The sequence below is a fragment of the Gordonia sp. NB41Y genome (genome assembly GCF_030718915.1).
GTDB classification, from domain to species: domain Bacteria; phylum Actinomycetota; class Actinomycetes; order Mycobacteriales; family Mycobacteriaceae; genus Gordonia; species Gordonia desulfuricans.
In genome coordinates this window covers 4,034,478-4,052,250 of sequence record NZ_CP132196.1, presented here as the reverse complement: position 1 = coordinate 4,052,250, position 17,773 = coordinate 4,034,478, and the positions used below count along the sequence as shown (strand labels likewise).

Annotated in this window: 13 protein-coding genes; 7 read left to right on the top strand and 6 right to left on the bottom strand. The window is 68.9% G+C overall.

What is annotated here, in order from left to right:
* Window positions 1–9 precede the first annotated feature (9 nt).
* The 4 genes from Q9K23_RS17520 (at window position 10) to Q9K23_RS17505 (ending at window position 4,040) form a co-directional block, all read left to right on the top strand.
* Window positions 10–2,115 carry an MMPL family transporter gene (locus tag Q9K23_RS17520; RefSeq protein ID WP_082365784.1) on the top strand — a complete coding sequence of 702 codons (2,106 nt, stop codon included), beginning with the start codon at window positions 10–12 and terminating at the stop codon, window positions 2,113–2,115.
* A 165-nt stretch (window positions 2,116–2,280) separates the two neighbouring features.
* A complete protein-coding gene (locus tag Q9K23_RS17515; protein ID WP_020790899.1) occupies window positions 2,281–2,547 on the top strand; it encodes a metal-sensitive transcriptional regulator in 267 nt (88 codons plus the stop codon).
* 44 nt (window positions 2,548–2,591) lie between these two features.
* Complete coding sequence (locus Q9K23_RS17510; protein ID WP_020790901.1) at window positions 2,592–2,987, top strand: DUF302 domain-containing protein; 396 nt, start codon at window positions 2,592–2,594, stop codon at window positions 2,985–2,987.
* An 81-nt stretch (window positions 2,988–3,068) separates the two neighbouring features.
* Entirely contained in the window at window positions 3,069–4,040 is a 972-nt protein-coding gene (locus tag Q9K23_RS17505; RefSeq protein ID WP_152972663.1) for an alpha/beta hydrolase-fold protein, read from the top strand.
* A 79-nt stretch (window positions 4,041–4,119) separates the two neighbouring features.
* Here the strand turns inward: Q9K23_RS17505 and purD are convergent, their stop codons facing one another.
* The 4 genes from purD to Q9K23_RS17485 all read right to left on the bottom strand — a co-directional run bounded on the left by purD (window position 4,120) and on the right by Q9K23_RS17485 (window position 10,151).
* Entirely contained in the window at window positions 4,120–5,373 is a 1,254-nt protein-coding gene (gene purD, locus Q9K23_RS17500; RefSeq protein ID WP_187343526.1) for a phosphoribosylamine--glycine ligase, read from the bottom strand.
* A 39-nt stretch (window positions 5,374–5,412) separates the two neighbouring features.
* On the bottom strand, window positions 5,413–6,621 hold the full coding sequence (locus Q9K23_RS17495) for a low temperature requirement protein A (RefSeq protein ID WP_187343527.1): 1,209 nt from the start codon (window positions 6,619–6,621) through the stop codon (window positions 5,413–5,415).
* A gap of 50 nt (window positions 6,622–6,671) precedes the next feature.
* Window positions 6,672–8,789, bottom strand: a complete 2,118-nt coding sequence (locus Q9K23_RS17490) for a glycosyltransferase family 39 protein (RefSeq protein WP_053776742.1) — start codon at window positions 8,787–8,789, stop codon at window positions 6,672–6,674.
* A 93-nt stretch (window positions 8,790–8,882) separates the two neighbouring features.
* Complete coding sequence (locus Q9K23_RS17485) at window positions 8,883–10,151, bottom strand: glycosyltransferase (RefSeq protein ID WP_053776728.1); 1,269 nt, start codon at window positions 10,149–10,151, stop codon at window positions 8,883–8,885.
* Between the two features lie 237 nt (window positions 10,152–10,388).
* Between Q9K23_RS17485 and Q9K23_RS17480 the strand changes: the two genes are divergently transcribed.
* Window positions 10,389–12,506 carry a DEAD/DEAH box helicase gene (locus Q9K23_RS17480; RefSeq protein WP_305950219.1) on the top strand — a complete coding sequence of 706 codons (2,118 nt, stop codon included), beginning with the start codon at window positions 10,389–10,391 and terminating at the stop codon, window positions 12,504–12,506.
* 1,158 nt (window positions 12,507–13,664) lie between these two features.
* Here Q9K23_RS17480 and Q9K23_RS17475 read toward each other — a convergent pair.
* Window positions 13,665–14,090 carry an HIT family protein gene (locus Q9K23_RS17475; protein ID WP_020792100.1) on the bottom strand — a complete coding sequence of 142 codons (426 nt, stop codon included), beginning with the start codon at window positions 14,088–14,090 and terminating at the stop codon, window positions 13,665–13,667.
* A gap of 230 nt (window positions 14,091–14,320) precedes the next feature.
* On the opposite strand from Q9K23_RS17475, the gene Q9K23_RS17470 reads away from it, so the two are divergent.
* On the top strand, window positions 14,321–15,325 hold the full coding sequence (locus Q9K23_RS17470) for a DNA adenine methylase (RefSeq protein ID WP_053778277.1): 1,005 nt from the start codon (window positions 14,321–14,323) through the stop codon (window positions 15,323–15,325).
* Between the two features lie 5 nt (window positions 15,326–15,330).
* The gene (locus Q9K23_RS17465) at window positions 15,331–16,179 is read left to right on the top strand and encodes a hypothetical protein (protein ID WP_020792097.1); all 849 of its coding nucleotides are present in this window, start codon (window positions 15,331–15,333) and stop codon (window positions 16,177–16,179) included.
* A 94-nt stretch (window positions 16,180–16,273) separates the two neighbouring features.
* On the opposite strand, the gene Q9K23_RS17460 is transcribed toward Q9K23_RS17465, so the two are convergent.
* Complete coding sequence (locus Q9K23_RS17460; protein WP_053778278.1) at window positions 16,274–17,761, bottom strand: HAMP domain-containing sensor histidine kinase; 1,488 nt, start codon at window positions 17,759–17,761, stop codon at window positions 16,274–16,276.
* Window positions 17,762–17,773 lie beyond the last annotated feature (12 nt).

The following is a 17,773-nucleotide window of genomic DNA, read 5'->3' as shown; positions in this document are numbered from 1 at the left end:
GCCACCCCCATCACCGGCGGGCCGCTCGCCCGCCTCGGCACCTGGACCGCCACGCATCGCCGGTGGGTGTTCGGGATCTGGGCGCTGCTCGTGATCGGCCTCGGCGCCGCCGCGCCGACCGTGTTCAGTTCCCTCGCCGGTGCGGGCTGGCAGGCGAACGGATCGGAGTCGGTGGCGGTTCGCGAACTGGCACAACAGCATTTCGGGGGAAACGCGTCGTCGGCGGTGCAGGTGGTGATCCACTCCGACACCGAGTCCATGGCGAGTCCGTCGGTTGCACACGTCGTCGACGAGATCACCGGGATCGCTTCCGGCGACCCACGTTTCGGGGCGGTGATCGCCCCGCAGCCCGGGATGACGATCAGCCCCGACGGCCACACCGGGATCGCGATCATCGGCGCCGCCGCCGACCCCGACGACATGGTCCGCGCCGTCGACGAGCACAAGGAGACGCTGACCGGCTTGTCCGGCAACGGGATCGAGGTCTACCCCACCGGCGCGTCGGCGCTGTGGAGCGACTTCAACGAGGCCAACCACACCGCGATGATCTCCGCGGAGATGGTGTCCTGGCCGATCACCCTGGCGATCATGATCGTCGCCTTCGGTTCGATCGTGGCCGCGGGACTTCCGCTTCTGCTGACCATCGCCGGTCTGGTCACCTCGGCGGGCGGTCTGGTCCTGCTCAACACCGTCACCCCGATCTCGGTGTGGGCCATGAACTTCGCGATGATGTTCGCCCTCGCGCTCGGGATCGACTACGCACTGTTCATCGTGTCGCGGTTCCGCGCCGCGGTCACGGCCCATGATTCGCCGCGGCATGCGGTGGCCGAGACCATGGACACCGCGGGCAAGGCGGTCCTGCTGTCGGGCCTGACGGTGCTGGTCAGCCTGTCGGCGGTGCTGCTGGTGCCCGCACCGGCGGTGCGCACCATGGCGATCGGCATCATGGTGGCCGTCGCCTTCGTCCTGGCCGCCACCCTCACCCTGCTGCCGGCGGTCCTGTCCGCGCTGGGCACCAAGGTCGACGCCGGGACCCTGCCGTGGGCCCGTGGGCAGCAGCACCGGTCACCGGTGTTCGCCCGCTGGGGCCGACTGCTGCACCGTCATCCGTGGCCGTTCGCACTCGGATCGCTGGCCGTGCTGATCGCCCTGGCCCTGCCGGCGATCGGGATCAAGGTCGCGATGCCGTCGATCGGCGTCGTCCCCGACGACGCCCCGGTCCGCCAGGGCTATGCCGTGGTGGCCGAGGCGATGGGCCCCGGCGCACCGGGTGCCCTGCAGATCGTGGTGCCGCAGGCCGACGCCGCGACGACCGCCTCGGCCGCCGCGCAGGTGCCCGGGATCGCGATGGTCACCCCGCCGCAGCAGGCCACCGACGGATCGGGACATGTGCTGCTGCAGTCGATCCCGGACGTCGACCCGTCGGATCCGCAGATGTCGACGATCCTGTCCACCCTGCGCGATGACCTTCCGGCCACCGCCCTGGTGGGTGGTGCGCCGGCGGAGAACATCGACCTGCAGCAGGCCCTCGACGACTGGTTCCCGATCATCGTCGCGGTGATCCTCACCCTGGGGTTCCTGCTGCTGCTCGTCGCCCTGCGCGCACCGCTGATCGCCCTGCTGGGCACCCTGGTCAGCCTGCTGTCGACGGCCGCGGCCTTCGGCGTGGCCCGGCTGATCTTCCAGGACGGCCACGGGGCGTCGCTGCTCGGCATCGATCCGCAGGGCTTCCTGGACGGCTGGGGGCCGGTGTTCTTCTTCGCGATGATCTTCGCGATCGCGATGGACTACACAGTGTTCCTGCTGGCCACCGCCAAGGAGCACTACGAGCACACCGGCGATCCGCACCACGCCCAGATCAACGGGCTGGCCTACTCGGGCCGGATCATCTTCGCCGCGGCGGCGGTGATGGTGGCGGTGTTCTTCACCTTCGCCCTCGCCGACCCGCTGCCGCCGAAGGAGATGGGCATCATCCTGGGTGTCGCGGTGCTGCTCGACGCGACTCTGATCCGACTGGTGTTGCTGCCGGTGCTGCTGCGGATCACCGGGCATGCCGCGTGGTGGAGTCCCCGATGGCTCGACCGTATGTTGCCCGCGATCTCGTTCGGTCACTGAACCGATCACCGTGAGCCGAACACCCTGGTCCCGACCGCCCTGGTCCCGACCGCCCTGGTCCCGATCGTGCCGCCGTCGGAAGACACCGGCCCGTCATACCCCGAGGGGTATGGTGGGTGGCAGTCGGTGGGAACCCATCACCACCCGAGCTCAGGAAGGTACCCCATGGTAGGCGACCAGGAATCGATCACCGTCGTCCTCAACCGGCTGCGCCGTGCGCACGGCCAGCTGGCCGGCGTCATCTCGATGATCGAGGACGGCCGTGACTGCAAGGACGTCGTCACCCAGCTGGCTGCGGTGTCCAAGGCGCTCGACCGCGCCGGCTTCAAGATCGTCGCCACCGGCCTGCGTGAATGCCTCGCCGGCGACGACACGAGCAAGGAACCGATGACCCAGGAAGAGCTCGAGAAGCTGTTCCTCGCGCTCGCCTGAGCGCACCCCGGCCCACCCGGGCACCCACCGAAAGGACACCGACCATGGACCTGGCGATCGCCACCACCCTGACCGAGACCACCTTCGACGATGCCGTCGCCAGAATCCGGGAGGCCCTGGCCGGGCAGGGATTCGGCGTCCTCACCGAGATCGACGTGACCGCGACGCTGAAGAAGAAGATCGACGCCGACATCGAGAACTACCTGATCCTCGGTGCCTGCAACCCGCAGCTGGCACACCGTGCCCTCGGCGTCGACCGGCAGATCGGCCTGCTGCTGCCGTGCAATGTGGTCGTCCGCGACAGCACCGAGCAGCCCGGTGCGGTGATCGTCGAGGCCATGAACCCCGACATCATGGTGCAGGTCGCCGACGCCCCCGGCCTGCCCGACGTGGCCGCCGACGCCGCGACCCGGCTGCGTGCGGCAATCGATTCGCTGTAGTCCGTTCGGCCCACAGCGCACGTACCTGCGACGCTCGGGCGACTCGATCGGCGACGCGACACCCACTACCCTGTGAACTCGATGTCCCGCCACCGATCGCTGCCGCTCCGCCGCACCGCCTCCTCGCACCCGGCTGCCGACCACCCGTCGGGACCCGCCCGGGTCTCGCGGCGCGCGGTGCTCACCTCCGGGCTCGGGCTCACCGCCCTCGGACTCGCAGGCTGTGCCGCCGACGACGACACCGTCACGGTGGAGAACCGCCGCGTGGAGTCCGCCGCCGACGACCTGCTCCCGTCGGAGACGTCGGCGGCCCCGGTCACCGACGGTCCCCCGCTGATCACCGGCAGTTTCGACTCCGCGCACATGGGCGGTCGGCCCACCCGCTGGGCCGTCGCCCGGCCGACCGGGGTGACCGGCACCCTGCCCGTGGTGGTGGTGCTCCACGCCCTCACCACCAACGAACACACCATCTTCAGCTCGCAACTGGGCATCCAGAAGGTGCTGCAGACCTATGTCGACGCCGGCAACGCGCCGTTCGCGATCGCCGCGGTCGACGGCGCGGCCAACTACTGGCATGCGCGCACCGACGGCACCGACGGTGGCGCGATGGTGCTCGACGAGTTCATCCCGATGCTCGGGTCTAATCCCGATCTCGATCTGTCGGTCGACCGGATCGGCCTGTTCGGCTGGTCGATGGGTGGCTACGGCGCACTGCGCCTCGGTGCACTGCTGGGTGCCCCGCGGGTCACCGCGATCGCGGTGAGTTCACCCGCGCTGTGGGCCGATCCGCGGAACTTCCCGGCCCGCGCCTTCGACGGGTTCGACGACTATCAGCGCAATTCGCTGTTCGGACAACAGGATGCGTTCCGCCGAATCCCGCTGATGATCTCGATCGGGTCCAGCGACCAGTTCTTCACCTATACCCGCCAGTGGGTGGCCGGGGTGCACCCGCCGCCGGTGTTCAGCACCGGCCCCGGCGGACACACCAACCGGTACTGGCGCGGCGTGCTGCCCGATCAGGTGGAGTTCCTGGGCCGCAACCTGGCCCGCTGAGCAGTCCTCCGCACACGGCCCGCAGACGACACCACCCGCCGGCCCGAGGACCGGCGGGTGGTTCACGATTCACCCTGTGTTACAGCGAGATCCGGCCTTCCAGGGCGGCCTTGCCGATGTCGGTGCGGTGGTGCGAGCCGGGCAGCTTCACCGCGGCGACCCGCTCGTAGGCCTGGGCGCGGGCGGCCTCGAGGTCGGCGCCGACGCCGATCACGCCGAGGACACGGCCACCGGCGGACACGATCTGCCCCTCCGCATTGCGCTTGGTGCCGGCGTGCAGGACACCCTCGGCGTCGGCCCCGGCGATCACGTCTCCGGTACGCGGGGTGCCCGGGTAGTTCTCGGCGGCGATCACCACAACGACGGCCGAGCCGTCGGTCCACTCCAGCGGCGGCAGGTCGCCCAGCGTACCGACCGCGGTCGCGCCGAGCGCCTGTCCCAACGGCGACTCCAGCAGCGCCAGCACCGCCTGCGTCTCGGGATCACCGAAGCGGCAATTGAATTCGACGACGGCCGGGCCGTCGGCGCCGATCGCGAGACCGGCGTAGAGCAGGCCGTTGAACGGGCAGCCGCGACGGACCATCTCGGCGGCGACCGGCTCGACCACCTCGGTGACGATGCGGCGGGTCATCTCGTCGGAGAGCCACGGCAGCGGCGTGTAGGCGCCCATGCCGCCGGTGTTGGGACCGGTGTCGCCGTCGCCGACCCGCTTGTGGTCCTGCGCCGGGATCAGCGGGACCACGGTCTCGCCGTCGACGAGGCAGAACAGGGAGACCTCGGGGCCGTCGAGGAAGCTCTCCAGCAGTACCGGGTGGCCGCTCTCGAGGCATTCGGCGGCGTGATCGCGGGCGGCGGCACGATCAGTGGTGACCACCACGCCCTTACCCGCGGCCAGCCCGTCGTCCTTGACCACCCAGGTGGGTCCGAAACGATCGAGGGCGGCGTCGAGGTTGGCCGGGTTGTCGACCACCTCGGCGTGCGCGGTACGCACCCCGGCAGCGGCCATGACGTCCTTGGCGAAGGCCTTGGACCCCTCGATCCGCGCGGCATCCTTGCCGGGACCGAAGGTGGCGAAACCGGCGTGGCGCAAGGCATCCGCCACACCGAGCACCAGCGGGACCTCGGGTCCGATCACCACCAGGTCGGCGGCCAGGGACTTCGCCAGGGCCACCACCTCGTCGGACGAGGCGACGTCGACGGCGTGGTTGGTGGCCACCGCGGCGGTGCCTGCGTTACCCGGGGCGACGTGGAGGTCGGTCACCGACGGGTCCTTGGCGAGACCAAGCAGGAGGGCATGTTCGCGGCCGCCCGAGCCGATCACGAGTACGCGCACGTCCACGACTCTAACGGTCGGGCCATGACGCCCGCGCGACTACTCCGCCCCCGACAGCCCGGCGACCGCCCGGGCGCGGCGGGGCGCACCGAGAAACTCGTCGACGACGACCAGGAACAGTGGCGCGAGCGCCACCACGACGACGGCAAACGTCAGCGACACCCCCGCCGACGCCGACCACACCGCCGCGGCGAGGATCGCGATCACGCCGGCACCGCCGAAGAGCGTCAGCCGGTCGAAGCCGACCAGATAGTCGTAGAAGGTGAGCATGCCAAAGCAGTAGACACCGAGTGGGACGGCCACACAGGCGATCACCGCACCCGCCCCGATACTCGCGTGATGCTCGCTCCACAATGCCGCCACCTCGAGTCCGGCACCGGTGGCCGCGGCGGCCATGAAGATCAGGGTGTGCCCGTACCCCCAGGGGAAGCACTTCTCCGGATGCCTGTGCAACGCGTCGCCGGTGGGCACGATGAAGTACAGCCACCACATCGCGAACGGGATGACCATGGCGGCCAGGCCGAAGATCGCGGTGTCGGTGGTCCAGCCGTCCTCCTCGACGAGCGCCTGCATCACCGCGACGACGCCGACCACACCCTCACCGAGGGTGATGATGGTCAGCAGTGAGTAGCGCTCGGCGATGTGATGCGGATGCCATGGGGTGGCCTTGACGCGGGTCTCGGCGACAACCGGGCCGAGCAGTTCCACGGCGGCACAGATCAGGATGCCGACGATGGTCGGCCACAGGGCCAGGTCGATCACCGCCACGACCACCCACAGCACCTGGGCGACGATCACGGCGATCGCATAGGTGAAGCAGGTGCGCCGGAATTCCGGGCTCTGCAGTCCGGCCCGGATCCACTGGGTCAGCAGGCCGATGCGCATCACCACGTACCCGATCACCAGGACCCTGATGTCGACGTGCTCGTGAGCGTCGATCGAGGCGAAGACATCGTTGACACCGAGCGCCAGGATCGCGACGCCGATCATCTGGACCAGCACCACACCCCGGAAGAACCAGTCGTCGGTGTCGAAGGCGGAGGCGAACCAGCTGAAGTTGATCCACGCCCAGATCGCCGCGAAGGTACACAACACGTATCCGAAGACCGCGGTGCGATAGTGCCCCTCGGCGAGATAGTGCGCGACCTGGGTGCCCGCGACCGAGAAGACCACGACGAAGACGAGATCGTAGAACAGTTCCAGACTGGTGGCGGCCCGCTCGTGCTGATGCGGGTCGCGACCGGTCATCCGGGTCAGCCGATGGCCGATGCTCGATGTCACGCGGGCACTTTAGCCCCTCATTTGGGGGATGTCAGGTCATACAACGTCACATTGTCGATCGTCAATGACGTGAAGTTCTGCTCCACCCATTCGGCGATCTGTCCCGACGTCCCACGCGAGTCGCCACCCATCATCCGGCCACCGCCGATGAAGTAGTGGATCTTGTGCTCGGACACCAGTGTCTGGAACTCCTCGAGGGTCGGCGACGGGTCGGTGCCGTTGAACCCGCCGATCGGCATCACCGAGTAGCCGGTGTCGAGCTGATAGCCCGATGCGGAGTTGGACCCGATGGCCGCGGCGATCCAGGTGTACCGATCGGCATCGGCGGTGAGTTTCTCGATCATCTCCGCACTCGGCCGGGACCCGTTGAGCAGGCCACCGGGGCCACCGCCCATCTCCATCATCGCGCCGAAGCCGCCCATACCGTCGTATTCGGTACCGCCACCCATGCCGCCGGGCCCCATACCCGGAAAGCCCTGCGGGAACTCACGGTTGCGGTCACGTCCACCGCGACCACCACCGCCGAAACCGCCGGGGCCACCGTTCTCCACGCGCGGGCCCGCGCTGATGATCGAGCCCTCCTTGGCGGTGGTGATGGTGTCGGCGGTGTAGGCCAGCGGACCGGCCAGGCCGGCCGCCACCGACAACCCGAGCGCCAGCGCCCCCAGGTACTCGCGGTGGGCCAGCAGCATCACCGCGCCGCCGACCAGGCCGACGAACAGCACGATCGGTGCCAGCCACCGCACGAAGTCCGGCGACCGCTGCAGCAGGACGTATCCCCAGATCGCGGCGAACCACACGGCCGCGGCCAGCAGGACGCGCACCCACAGGCTGTCCCGGTGATACCAGGCGACGGCCGCACCGCCGGCGAGCAGACCGGCGACGGCCGGTGCCAGGGCTGCGGTGTAGTAGCTGTGGAAGATCCCGGCCATGAAACTGAACACGCTCATGGTGAGGATCAGCCACAGTCCCCACACGCTCAGGTGTGCCATCGGACGACGCACCGCGTCACGTCCGGCCGCGCGCCACGCGAGGGCCAGCAGCACCAGCGCACCGATTCCCAGGATGAGTGCGGTCGGGATGAGCCAGGCGATCTGCCCGCCCTGCTCGGCGGTGAACATGCGCAGGATGCCGGTCTGGCCCCACATACCGCCACGCCCGCCGGGACCGCCTGGGCCAGCGGGGAACTCACCGCCACCGGGCATGCCCGGGATCTCCGTCGCCCCATAGCCGCCGCGGCCACCGCCACCGGGGACCACGCTGCCGGTCTCGTTGCCGTTGAGCCGGCCGAGTCCGTTGTAGCCGAGGGTGAGTTCGAGGATCGAATTGTTCTGGGAGCCACCGATCCACGGCCGCGACGACGCAGGCCACAGTTCGACGGCGAGAATCCACCAGCCGGCGCTGACGATCATCGCGCCGAGTGCGGCGAAGCACTGCGCCAGACGTTTCGGCCACGAGTGCGGGCCGAAGGCGAAGTAGGTGAGCGCCAGCGGCGGGACGATCAGCATCACCTGCAATTGCTTGGTGAGGAAACCGAATCCGACGAACACGCCGGTGAGCACGAGCCAGCGGGTGCGGCCGTCCTCGACCGCCTTGAGCATCGCCCACACCGCGGCCACCATCAGCAGGATCAGCAGCGCCTCGGGATTGTCGAAGCGGAACATCATGGCCGCCACCGGCGTCAGCGCGAGGACGGCCCCGGCACCGATCGCCGCCCAGTGCCCGAAGCACTTTCGCGCGATCACGTACATCAGGGCCACCGTCGCCACACCCATCAGCGCGTTGGGCACCAGGACGGACCAGGAGTTGAGGCCGAAGATCCGCACCGAGATCGCCGGAAGCCACAGCGAGGCAGGAGGTTTGTCGACGGTGATCGAGTTCGCCATGTCCGACGACCCGAAGAACCACGCCTTCCACGACTGCGAGCCGGCCTGGATCGCCGCGGTGTAGAAGGAGTTGGCCCAGCCGTTGATCGACAGATGCCACAGGTCGATCACCGCGGTGCCGATCAGGAGAACCGCCAACGACGACCACTTCCATCGCGGGGAAGGGTCGGCGGGGGGTGTGAAGACAGGGCCACGGCCCCGGGAGGAACTCTCCGGGGCCGTCGCCGATTCGGTTGTGCTCGAGGTCATCATCTCTCTCTGATGGTCGACGTGGCGGTGCTGATCAGGGGGCTGATCGGGTGGCTGATCGGGCCGGGGCCCGGTGTCCGGGCGAGGTCTCGGTCACTGGGCGGTGGCCGCCTCGGTGCGGTCCTTGTGGACGCCGAACACCCACCGTAGCCCCACGAATCGGGTGGCCGTCGCGACCAGGTTGGCCACCACCAGGACCACCAGCTCGATGTTCTTGCCGGCGTCGGGTGCGAACTGGTGCAGGGCGACCAGCGATCCGGCGGTCACGATCCAGCCGAACAGGAACACGCCCAGCCCGAAGAACTGGTGCCGCATCGCATCCTTGCGGCCGCGGACACCGAAGCTGAAGCGACGATTGGCGGCGGTGTTGAGGACCGCGGTCACCGCGAGTGCGACGAAGTTCGAGACCTGTGCTCCCAGAAAGGAATGCAGCAGCAGGTAGAGCACCGCGTAGGCGATGGTGGAGGCCACGCCGACCACACAGAACCGGGCGAGCTGTCCGACCATGCCGTGCGGAACACCGTCGATCGCGGGGCCCGGGGCACGGTCACGGCCGATGGTGGCGCGCAGGTCGGCGATCGGCAGTCGACCGCTTGCCAGCGCGTAACCCACACGGGCACAACCCTTCAGGTCCTCGACCGCGGTGGAGACGATGTCGACGGTGGAGTTCGGGTCGTCGATCCAGTCGACGGGGACCTCGGCGATCCGCAGGCCGATCCGCTCCGACAGCACCAGCAGTTCGGTGTCGAAGAACCAGCCGGTGTCCTCGACGTACGGGAGCACCTGGCGGCCGATCTCGGTGCGCATGGCCTTGAAGCCGCACTGGGCGTCGGAGAACCGGGCCCGCATCGCGGTGCGCAGGATCAGGTTGTAGGAGCGGGAGATGAACTCACGCTTGGGGCCGCGGACCACCCGCGACGAGCGGGACAGCCGTGTGCCGATCGCGATGTCGGAGTGCCCGGAGATCAGCGGGGCGATCAGCGGCATCAGCGCGTTGAGGTCGGTGGAGAGGTCGACGTCGCAGTAGGCGACGATCTCGGCGTCACTGCGCGACCACACCGCCTTGAGCGCGCGACCGCGGCCCTTCTCCTCGAGGTGTGCCACGCGGATGCCGCCGATCTCCTCGGCGACCGCGGCGGCGATCGCGACGGTGGAGTCGGTGCTCGCGTTGTCGGCGACGGTGATGCGCGCGGTGAACGGGACATGCACCCGCAGGTGGGCGTGCAGTCGTCGCAGGCAGTCTGCGATGTCGTTCTCTTCGTTGTAGACCGGGACGACGATGTCGAGGACCGGCGCGGCGGGAGAGGTGTCGGCGACCACCGCGATCGGGGCGGCGGCCTGTGGGAGCGCTTCTGTCGTCATGGGAACCAGTTTTGGCTGTTCAACTGACCTCACTCTGCACTCGACCTGCCAGTTTCCTGTGAGCGGTCGCGCGCGTGCGGCGACACTTCCCCACGTCGCTCCGGACCGGCCGGCAGATCCGCCCCGTACCTGGATCTTTGCCTGCCGCCGGACGGCCCGGGCGTATCCGGCGGAGTTGTCCACAGGCGATCGGTGCAGGTCGCGGCGATGTCGGTGAGCGGGACTAGATTGGTGCCCATGACCGGGGTGGATGTGCTCTCAGAGTCCGACGTCGCGGCCGCCGGTGCGGTGATCACCAACCTGGCCGGCCCGCAGGCGAGGCTGCGCGACGACCAGTGGGAGGCCGTCACCGGCCTCGTCGGTGTCGAGCGTGCCCGGGTGCTGGTGGTCCAGGCCACCGGCTGGGGCAAGTCGGCGGTGTACTGGTCGGCGACGGCCATCCTGCGCTCCCGCGGCGCCGGGCCGACGCTGATCGTCTCCCCGCTGCTGTCGCTGATGCGTGATCAGGTGGCCGCCGCGGGGCGTGCCGGGTTGTCGGCGGCCACGCTGAACTCGTCGAACATCGACGAGTGGGGTGAGATCGAGGCGGCGCTGCGGTCCGGCGATCTCGACGTGCTGTTGGTGTCGCCGGAGCGGCTGGCCAATCCGGGCTTCGGCCGGCGGGTGCTCGACGCGATGGCCGGCCGGCTGGGCCTGCTGGTGATCGACGAGGCACATGCCATCTCCGACTGGGGTCACGACTTCCGTCCCGACTATCGCCGGGTGGCCGACGTGCTGCGCACGCTCAACCCGTCGACCCCGGTGCTGGCGACCACCGCCACCGCCAACGAGCGGGTCACCGCCGACGTCGCCGCCCAGCTCTCCGCCGACACCGACGGCGCCGACCGGACCCTGGTGCTACGCGGACCACTGGCCCGGAAGTCGTTGCAGCTCAACATCCTCGACGGACTGTCCCCCATCCAGCGGTACGGCTGGGTGGCCCAGTACCTGCCCGCCCTGCCCGGGTCCGGGATCGTCTACGTCCTGACCGTCGCCGACGCCGACCGGCTGGTCGCGGCCATCCAGGCGGTACACGGGGATTCGCTGCCGGTGGCCGCCTACACCGGCCAGCTCGACGCCGACCGCCGGCACGCCCTCGAGGACTCGCTGCTGCGCAACGAGGTCAAGGCGCTCGTCGCCACGTCGGCCCTCGGAATGGGTTATGACAAACCGGATCTGGGTTTCGTGGTACATGTCGGGTCACCGCCGTCCCCGGTCTCCTACTACCAGCAGGTGGGTCGCGCCGGGCGCGCCCTCGACGACGCGGTGGTGATGCTGCTGGCGTCGGCCACCGACGACGCCGTGTGGGAGCATTTCGCGACGTCGACCATCCCCGACCCCAAACGGATGACCGCCCTGCTCGACGCCCTGGCCGCCGCCGACGCCCCGATGTCGGTGCCGACCCTGGAGGCCGAGACCGGGCAGCGTCGCGGACGGATCGAGTTGATGCTCAAGCAACTCGCCGTCGACGGTGCCACCGAACGCGGCCAGGACGGCTGGATCTCCACCGGCAGACCCTGGACCTTCGACGCCGCACACTACGACGGTGTGCTGGCGGTCCGACGCCGCGAGGCCGACATCATGCGGTCCTATGTCCATGGCCGGCAATGCCTGATGCAGTTGCTCACCGAATCCCTCGACGATCCCGACGCCACACCGTGCGGACGGTGTTCGGTGTGCCGCGGCCGGTTCAGCGAGGCCCTGTCCGCCGACGTCGATCCGGCGATCGTGCGGTCGGTGACGGTGAGCCTGCGCCGCTCCGCCCAGGTCCTGGAACCCCGAAAGATGTACCCCGGCGGCAGTTTCGGCAAGCGCGGCCGAATCCCGATGGAACTGATGGCATCACCGGGGCGGGTGCTGGCGCATGCCGACGCCCCGGAGTGGTCGGATCTGCTGGCAGCCGCACGCAATCATGATGAGCAGGCACTCGCCGATCTCGGCGAGGCCGCCGTGGCGACGCTGGCGGCATGGGGGCGTGAGGGCGGTCGGCGTCCCGATGTGATCTGTTCGCTACGCCTGACCGGCACCACTCTCGCCGAGGAACTCGCCGCACATCTGTGCCGGGTGGGCCGGCGTCCCGGTACCTCGATGCCGGTACAGATGGGCGATGCGCCGTCGCGGGATCTGCCGGGCGCCGCGGAGGCCACCCACTGGCAGCAGCGGCTGGGCCCGGCACCCGACGACGTCGGCGGTCAGGTGGTGTTGCTGGTCGTCGACGAGAGCCGGTCCGGCTGGGCGGTCACGCTGGCCGCCGCCGCGCTCCGCGAGGCGGGCGCAACGGCTGTCCTACCGCTGCTGATCCACCGAACGGTGTAGACGACCCGTCGGTGGTCACCCCCCGACATCGGCCGACGGAGGTTTCGACACCACCATGGATGGTCGAGCCGCCAGGCGAGAACCCGAGTCGAGACCCCGGTGACCCTTCGATGGTCGAGCCGGGACCGAGCCGCCAGGCGAGGACCCGTGTCGAGACCCGGCAACCCTTCGATGGTCGAGCCGGGACCGAGCCGCCAGGCGAGGACCCGTGTCGAGACCCGGCGAGACGCGATTGTCGGTAACCAACCTCAGAGCGGGTCACCACCCGACATCGGCCGACGGAGGTTTCGACACGCCTCGTCGCTCCGCTCCTCACCGGCTCAACCAGCAATAATCGATGGTCGAGCCGGGACCGAGCCGCCAGGCGAGGACCCGTGTCGAGACCCGGCGAGACGCGATTGTCGGTAACCAACCTCAGAGCGGGTCACCACCCGACGTCAGCCGACAGAGGTTTCGACACGCCTCGTCGCTCCGCTCCTCACCGGCTCAACCAGCAATAATCGATGGTCGAGCCGGGACCGAGCCCCCAGGGCGAGGACCCGTGTCGAGACCCGGCGAGACGCGATTGTCGGTAACCAACCTCAGAGCGGGTCACCACCCGACGTCAGCCGACAGAGGTTTCGACACGCCTCGTCGCTCCGCTCCTCACCGGCTCAACCAGCAATAATCGATGGTCGAGCCGGGACCGAGCCCCCAGGGCGAGGACCCGTGTCGAGACCCGGCGAGACGCGATTGTCGGTAACCAACCTCAGAGCGGGTCACCACCCGACGTCAGCCGACAGAGGTTTCGACACGCCTCGTCGCTCCGCTCCTCACCGGCTCAACCAGCAATAATCGATGGTCGAGCCGGGACCGAGCCCCCAGGGCGAGGACCCGTGTCGAGACCCGGCGAGACGCGATTGTCGGTAACCAACCTCAGAGCGGGTCACCACCCGACGTCGGCCGACGGAGGTTTCGACACGCCTCGTCGCTCCGCTCCTCATCGGCTCAACCAGCAATAATCGATGGTCGAGCCGGGACCGAGCCGCTAGGCGAGGACCCGTGTCGAGACCCCCGCAACCACCATGGATGGTCGAGCCGGGACCGAGCCGCCAGGCGAGGACCCGTGTCGAGACCCGGTGAGACGCGATTGTCGGCGACCACCTCAGAGGCAGTCACTCAGTCGTCGACGTATTCGCGGTATCCGGTGGCGATGAGGGCGGCGCGGATCTTCTCCGCGTCGGCGTCGAGTTCTTCGGGGGTGATGTCCTTACGGGCGTTGGTCAGGTCGAAGGTCTCCATGGTGAGGGCGGGGAAGACGTGGACGTGCACGTGCGGGACCTCGAGACCGGCGATCAGCATGCCCATGCGCGGGGCACCGAAGGCCTCCTTGACGGCGCGGCCGACCTTCTGGGCGACGTCGGTCAGGTGGGTGAAGGTCGCGGTGTCCATCTGCTCCCAGTGGTCGACCTCCTTGCGGGGCACCACCAGGATGTGGCCGGGGGTGACCGGCTCGATGGTGAGGAACGCGACGGCCTGGCCATCACGCCAGACGAATCGACCGGGCAGTTCTCCGTTGATGATCTTCGTGAATACCGACGACATGGGGACCAGTCTATGGGTCGTCGAGGGCGAGGTTCGCGGCATTCGTGCCAGGTTGCGACCAATGCCTCAGGCACACCACCGCGTGTTCACCGTGGTGTTGGGTAAATGTTGTCAGGGGTCCGTGACATCCTTTTCTGGTGAGTCGCCGAACCCCCAAGCCCACCCGCGCCCGCAGCGCCGCATCCACCGACGTCGTCGGCGCGGCGCAGTGTTTCCCCCGGTTGCGGTACATGGGCTCGAAGTATCGGCTGTTGCCGCACCTCGAGCGCACCTTCGCCGAGCTGGGCGGATCCACCGCGGTGGATGCGTTCTCCGGGTCGGGGGTGGTGTCGTATCTGCTCAAGGCGCAGGGCTTCGCGGTGGCCAGCAACGACTTCCTGAACTTCCCGCACATCATCACGCGGGCGACGGTCACGAACTCGTCGGTGCGGTTGGAGCCGGAGCTGGTCGAGGAGATCTGCGGTCCCCCCGCCGACGACCGGGACTTCATCTCGTCGACGTTCGACGGCCTGTACTTCGATGCCGAGGATCGGGCGTTCCTGGATTCGGCGTGGTCGCACATCGACCGGCTGCGCGGGTACCGGCGTGATCTGGCGATCTCGGCGCTGGTGTTGTCGGCGGCACGCAAACAGCCGCGTGGGGTGTTCACCTTCACCGATTCCAGCCGCTATGCCGACGGTCGCCGGGACCTGAAGATGTCGTTGCGGGACCATTTCCGGCTGCGTTCGGTCGCCGAGTACAACGCGACGGTGTTCTCCAACGGTCTGCGGCACCACAGCTCGTGTGGGGACGTGTTCGATCTGGACACCGAGCGGGCGCTGGGCGGCGCCCCGGATCTGGTGTACCTGGATCCGCCGTATGCCCCGCCGACCGACGACAACGACTACATCAAGCGCTACCACTTCCTGGAGGGCCTGTCGGCCTACTGGAAGGGCATGACGATCATGGAGAACACCAAGACCAAGAAACTGCCCAAGCGGTACACGCCGTTCGCGTACAAACACACCATCGAGGACGCCCTGGTGCGGACCTTCGAGCATTTCGAGGATGCCGGGGCGATCGTGCTGTCGTACTCGTCGAATGCGCTGCCCGGACCGGATCGGATCGTCGACCTGCTGGGCAAGGTGAAGCCGTCGGTGGAGGTGATCGCGATCGATCACAAGTACAGCTTCGGGACGCATGCCGCGGCCACCCGCCGCGACGTGAGCGAATTCCTGTTCATCGGACGGGACTGAGTCAGATGACCGCCGCCGACGCCGTCCCGGATTTCGACGAGTACCTGACCTCGTTGGGGCGCTTGACCGCTCACGTGGATCCCACCGAGACGACGCCGGAGACCGAACATCTCACCGCCGCGACCGCGAGCCTCGGCGACATGCTGGTGACCGATATCGCAGGTCTTTCGGCGTGGGTGCGTGACCATCCGGCCGATGTGCCGGTGCTGGGGCTGGCGATCGGGCTGTCGCAGGAGAAGCTCAAGAACGTGCTCCGCGACCGGTTCGGTACGTCGGGCTGGTACGGGCTGGCGCGCGCGAAGCCGGTGGAACTGGTGACGTGGCTCGACTCCGAGTTCGACCTGGTGCGTCTACTGGAGACGCAGATGCACCGCACCTACACCTTTGCCGACATCCTCGTGGCCCGTGCCGGTACCCGGGTGACCGCGACCCGGGCGGGCGCGTCGGGCCGGCGCATCGAGGACGAGATCGAGGACATCGCCCGCGATCTGGGCCTGTCCTATGTCACTCGGTCGCGGTTCACCGGCCGTAACGGTCGCACCGCCCCGGCCGACCTGATCGTCGGCGACGAGGCGTCGGCCGACATCGTGGTGGCCGCCAAGGGATTCGACTCCACCGGCTCCAAGCTGACCGACGCGGTGCGCGAGATCGAGGAGATGGCCGAGGTCCGGCTGCCGCGACAGGTGGTCCTCGCCGTCATCGACGGAATCGGTTGGAAGTCACGCCAATCCGATCTGCGTCGAATCCACCGGTTGTGGGAGGACCAGCAGATCGACGGCATGTACACGCTGGAGAGCCTTGACCGGTTCCGCACCGATCTGACCGAGTTCGCCCGGTTACGACGCCTGATCTGAACGGACACACCAGTCCGGGACGGAGCCCGGCCCACCGGCAGCGACAGTCCACCGGCAGCATCACTCCACCGGCAGCGTCACTCCACCGGCGGCGTCAGTCCACCAGCAGGGGCAACCGCACCCAGAACCGCGCACCCTGACCGGGCGCGGAGTCCACGCCGACCTGGCCGCCGTGGGCGCCGACCAGCGCCGACACGATCGACAGTCCGAGACCGCTCCCGCCGCCGTTCCCGCCGCGGGAGCGTGAACTGTCGCCGCGGTAGAACCGTTCGAAGACCTTGGCCTGTTCCTCGGCGGTGAGCCCCTGACCGGTGTCGGTCACGGTGACCACCACCTCGGGCCGGCGGGCGACCCCGGACGGACCGGGCGCCGGCGACTGGTCCACACCGAGGCCGATGGTGACCGACGCATCGGGCGGGGTGTGCACGACGGCATTGTTCACCAGGTTGCGGATCACCTGCACCAGGCGTGCGGCGTCGCCGAGCACCATCGGCGGGCAGTCCGACGGGCTGACCTGCAACCGGATGTCACGGTCGGGGGCGGCGGCACGGGAGGCCTGCACGGTGTCGGCGGCGAGCATCATCATGTCCACCGGCTCCGAACTCAGCGGACGCTGGGCATCCAGGCGGGCCAGCATCAGCAGGTCCTCGACCAGCAGCGTCATCCGCCCTGCCTCGTCGTCGATGCGGCGCATCGCATCCCCGGCATCGCTGACCGCACCCTGCCGGTACAGCTCGGAGAACCCCTTGATGGAGGTCAGCGGGGTGCGCAGTTCATGACTGGCGTCGGCGATGAAGCGACGCATCTTCTCCTCGGAGTGACGCGCCTGTTCCTCGGATCGCCGCGCCTGCTGTTCGGAGGCCGCGGTGGCGGCGAAGGCATGCTGGATCTGCACGAGCATGGTGTTCAACGACCCGGACAGGCTGCCCACCTCGGTGTTCGGCGGCCCCGGGTCGACCCGCATGTTGAGGTTGCCCGCCGCGATCGCGTGCGCGGTCTCCTCCACCCGGCGCAGCGGTCGCAGGCTGGAACGGACCAGCAGATAGCTGAGTATCCCGAGCAGGGCCACCACGCCGGCACCGATCCCGAACTGCAGCCACTCCAGCCGCGAGAGGGTCTTGTTCACGTCGGTCAACGGGACCGCCACGATCGACGAGCCGTCGGGGGACACACGTTTGAGGACCCGCCACTGCGGGCCGTCGCCGTCGGCGGAGTCGACGGTGATCGGTTCCGCGCTGCCGTCACCGAGCCCGCTGAGGTCGGGCTGGTCGGTGAAGTCCGAGGAGTTGGTGATGACCATCCCGTCATCGGCGGTGATCTGCACGAAGTACGACGACGGCGGGCGGCGCGGCCCGATGGGTGGGCCCGGCTGAGCCCCGCTCTCGGGGATGCGCGGCTTGGCCCAGGTGTCGACGGCGCTCACCAGCCCCTGGTCGGTGCGGTCGGTGAGGTTCTGCCGCATCGCCGAGGTCACCGCGATCCCGGAGACGAGCAGCCCGACGGCGACGAGCACCAGGGTCAACGCGACCAGCGAGATACGGAGTGGAACACCGCGGCGGATGCCGCGCACAGAGTTGGTCATGTCGATGTCGCG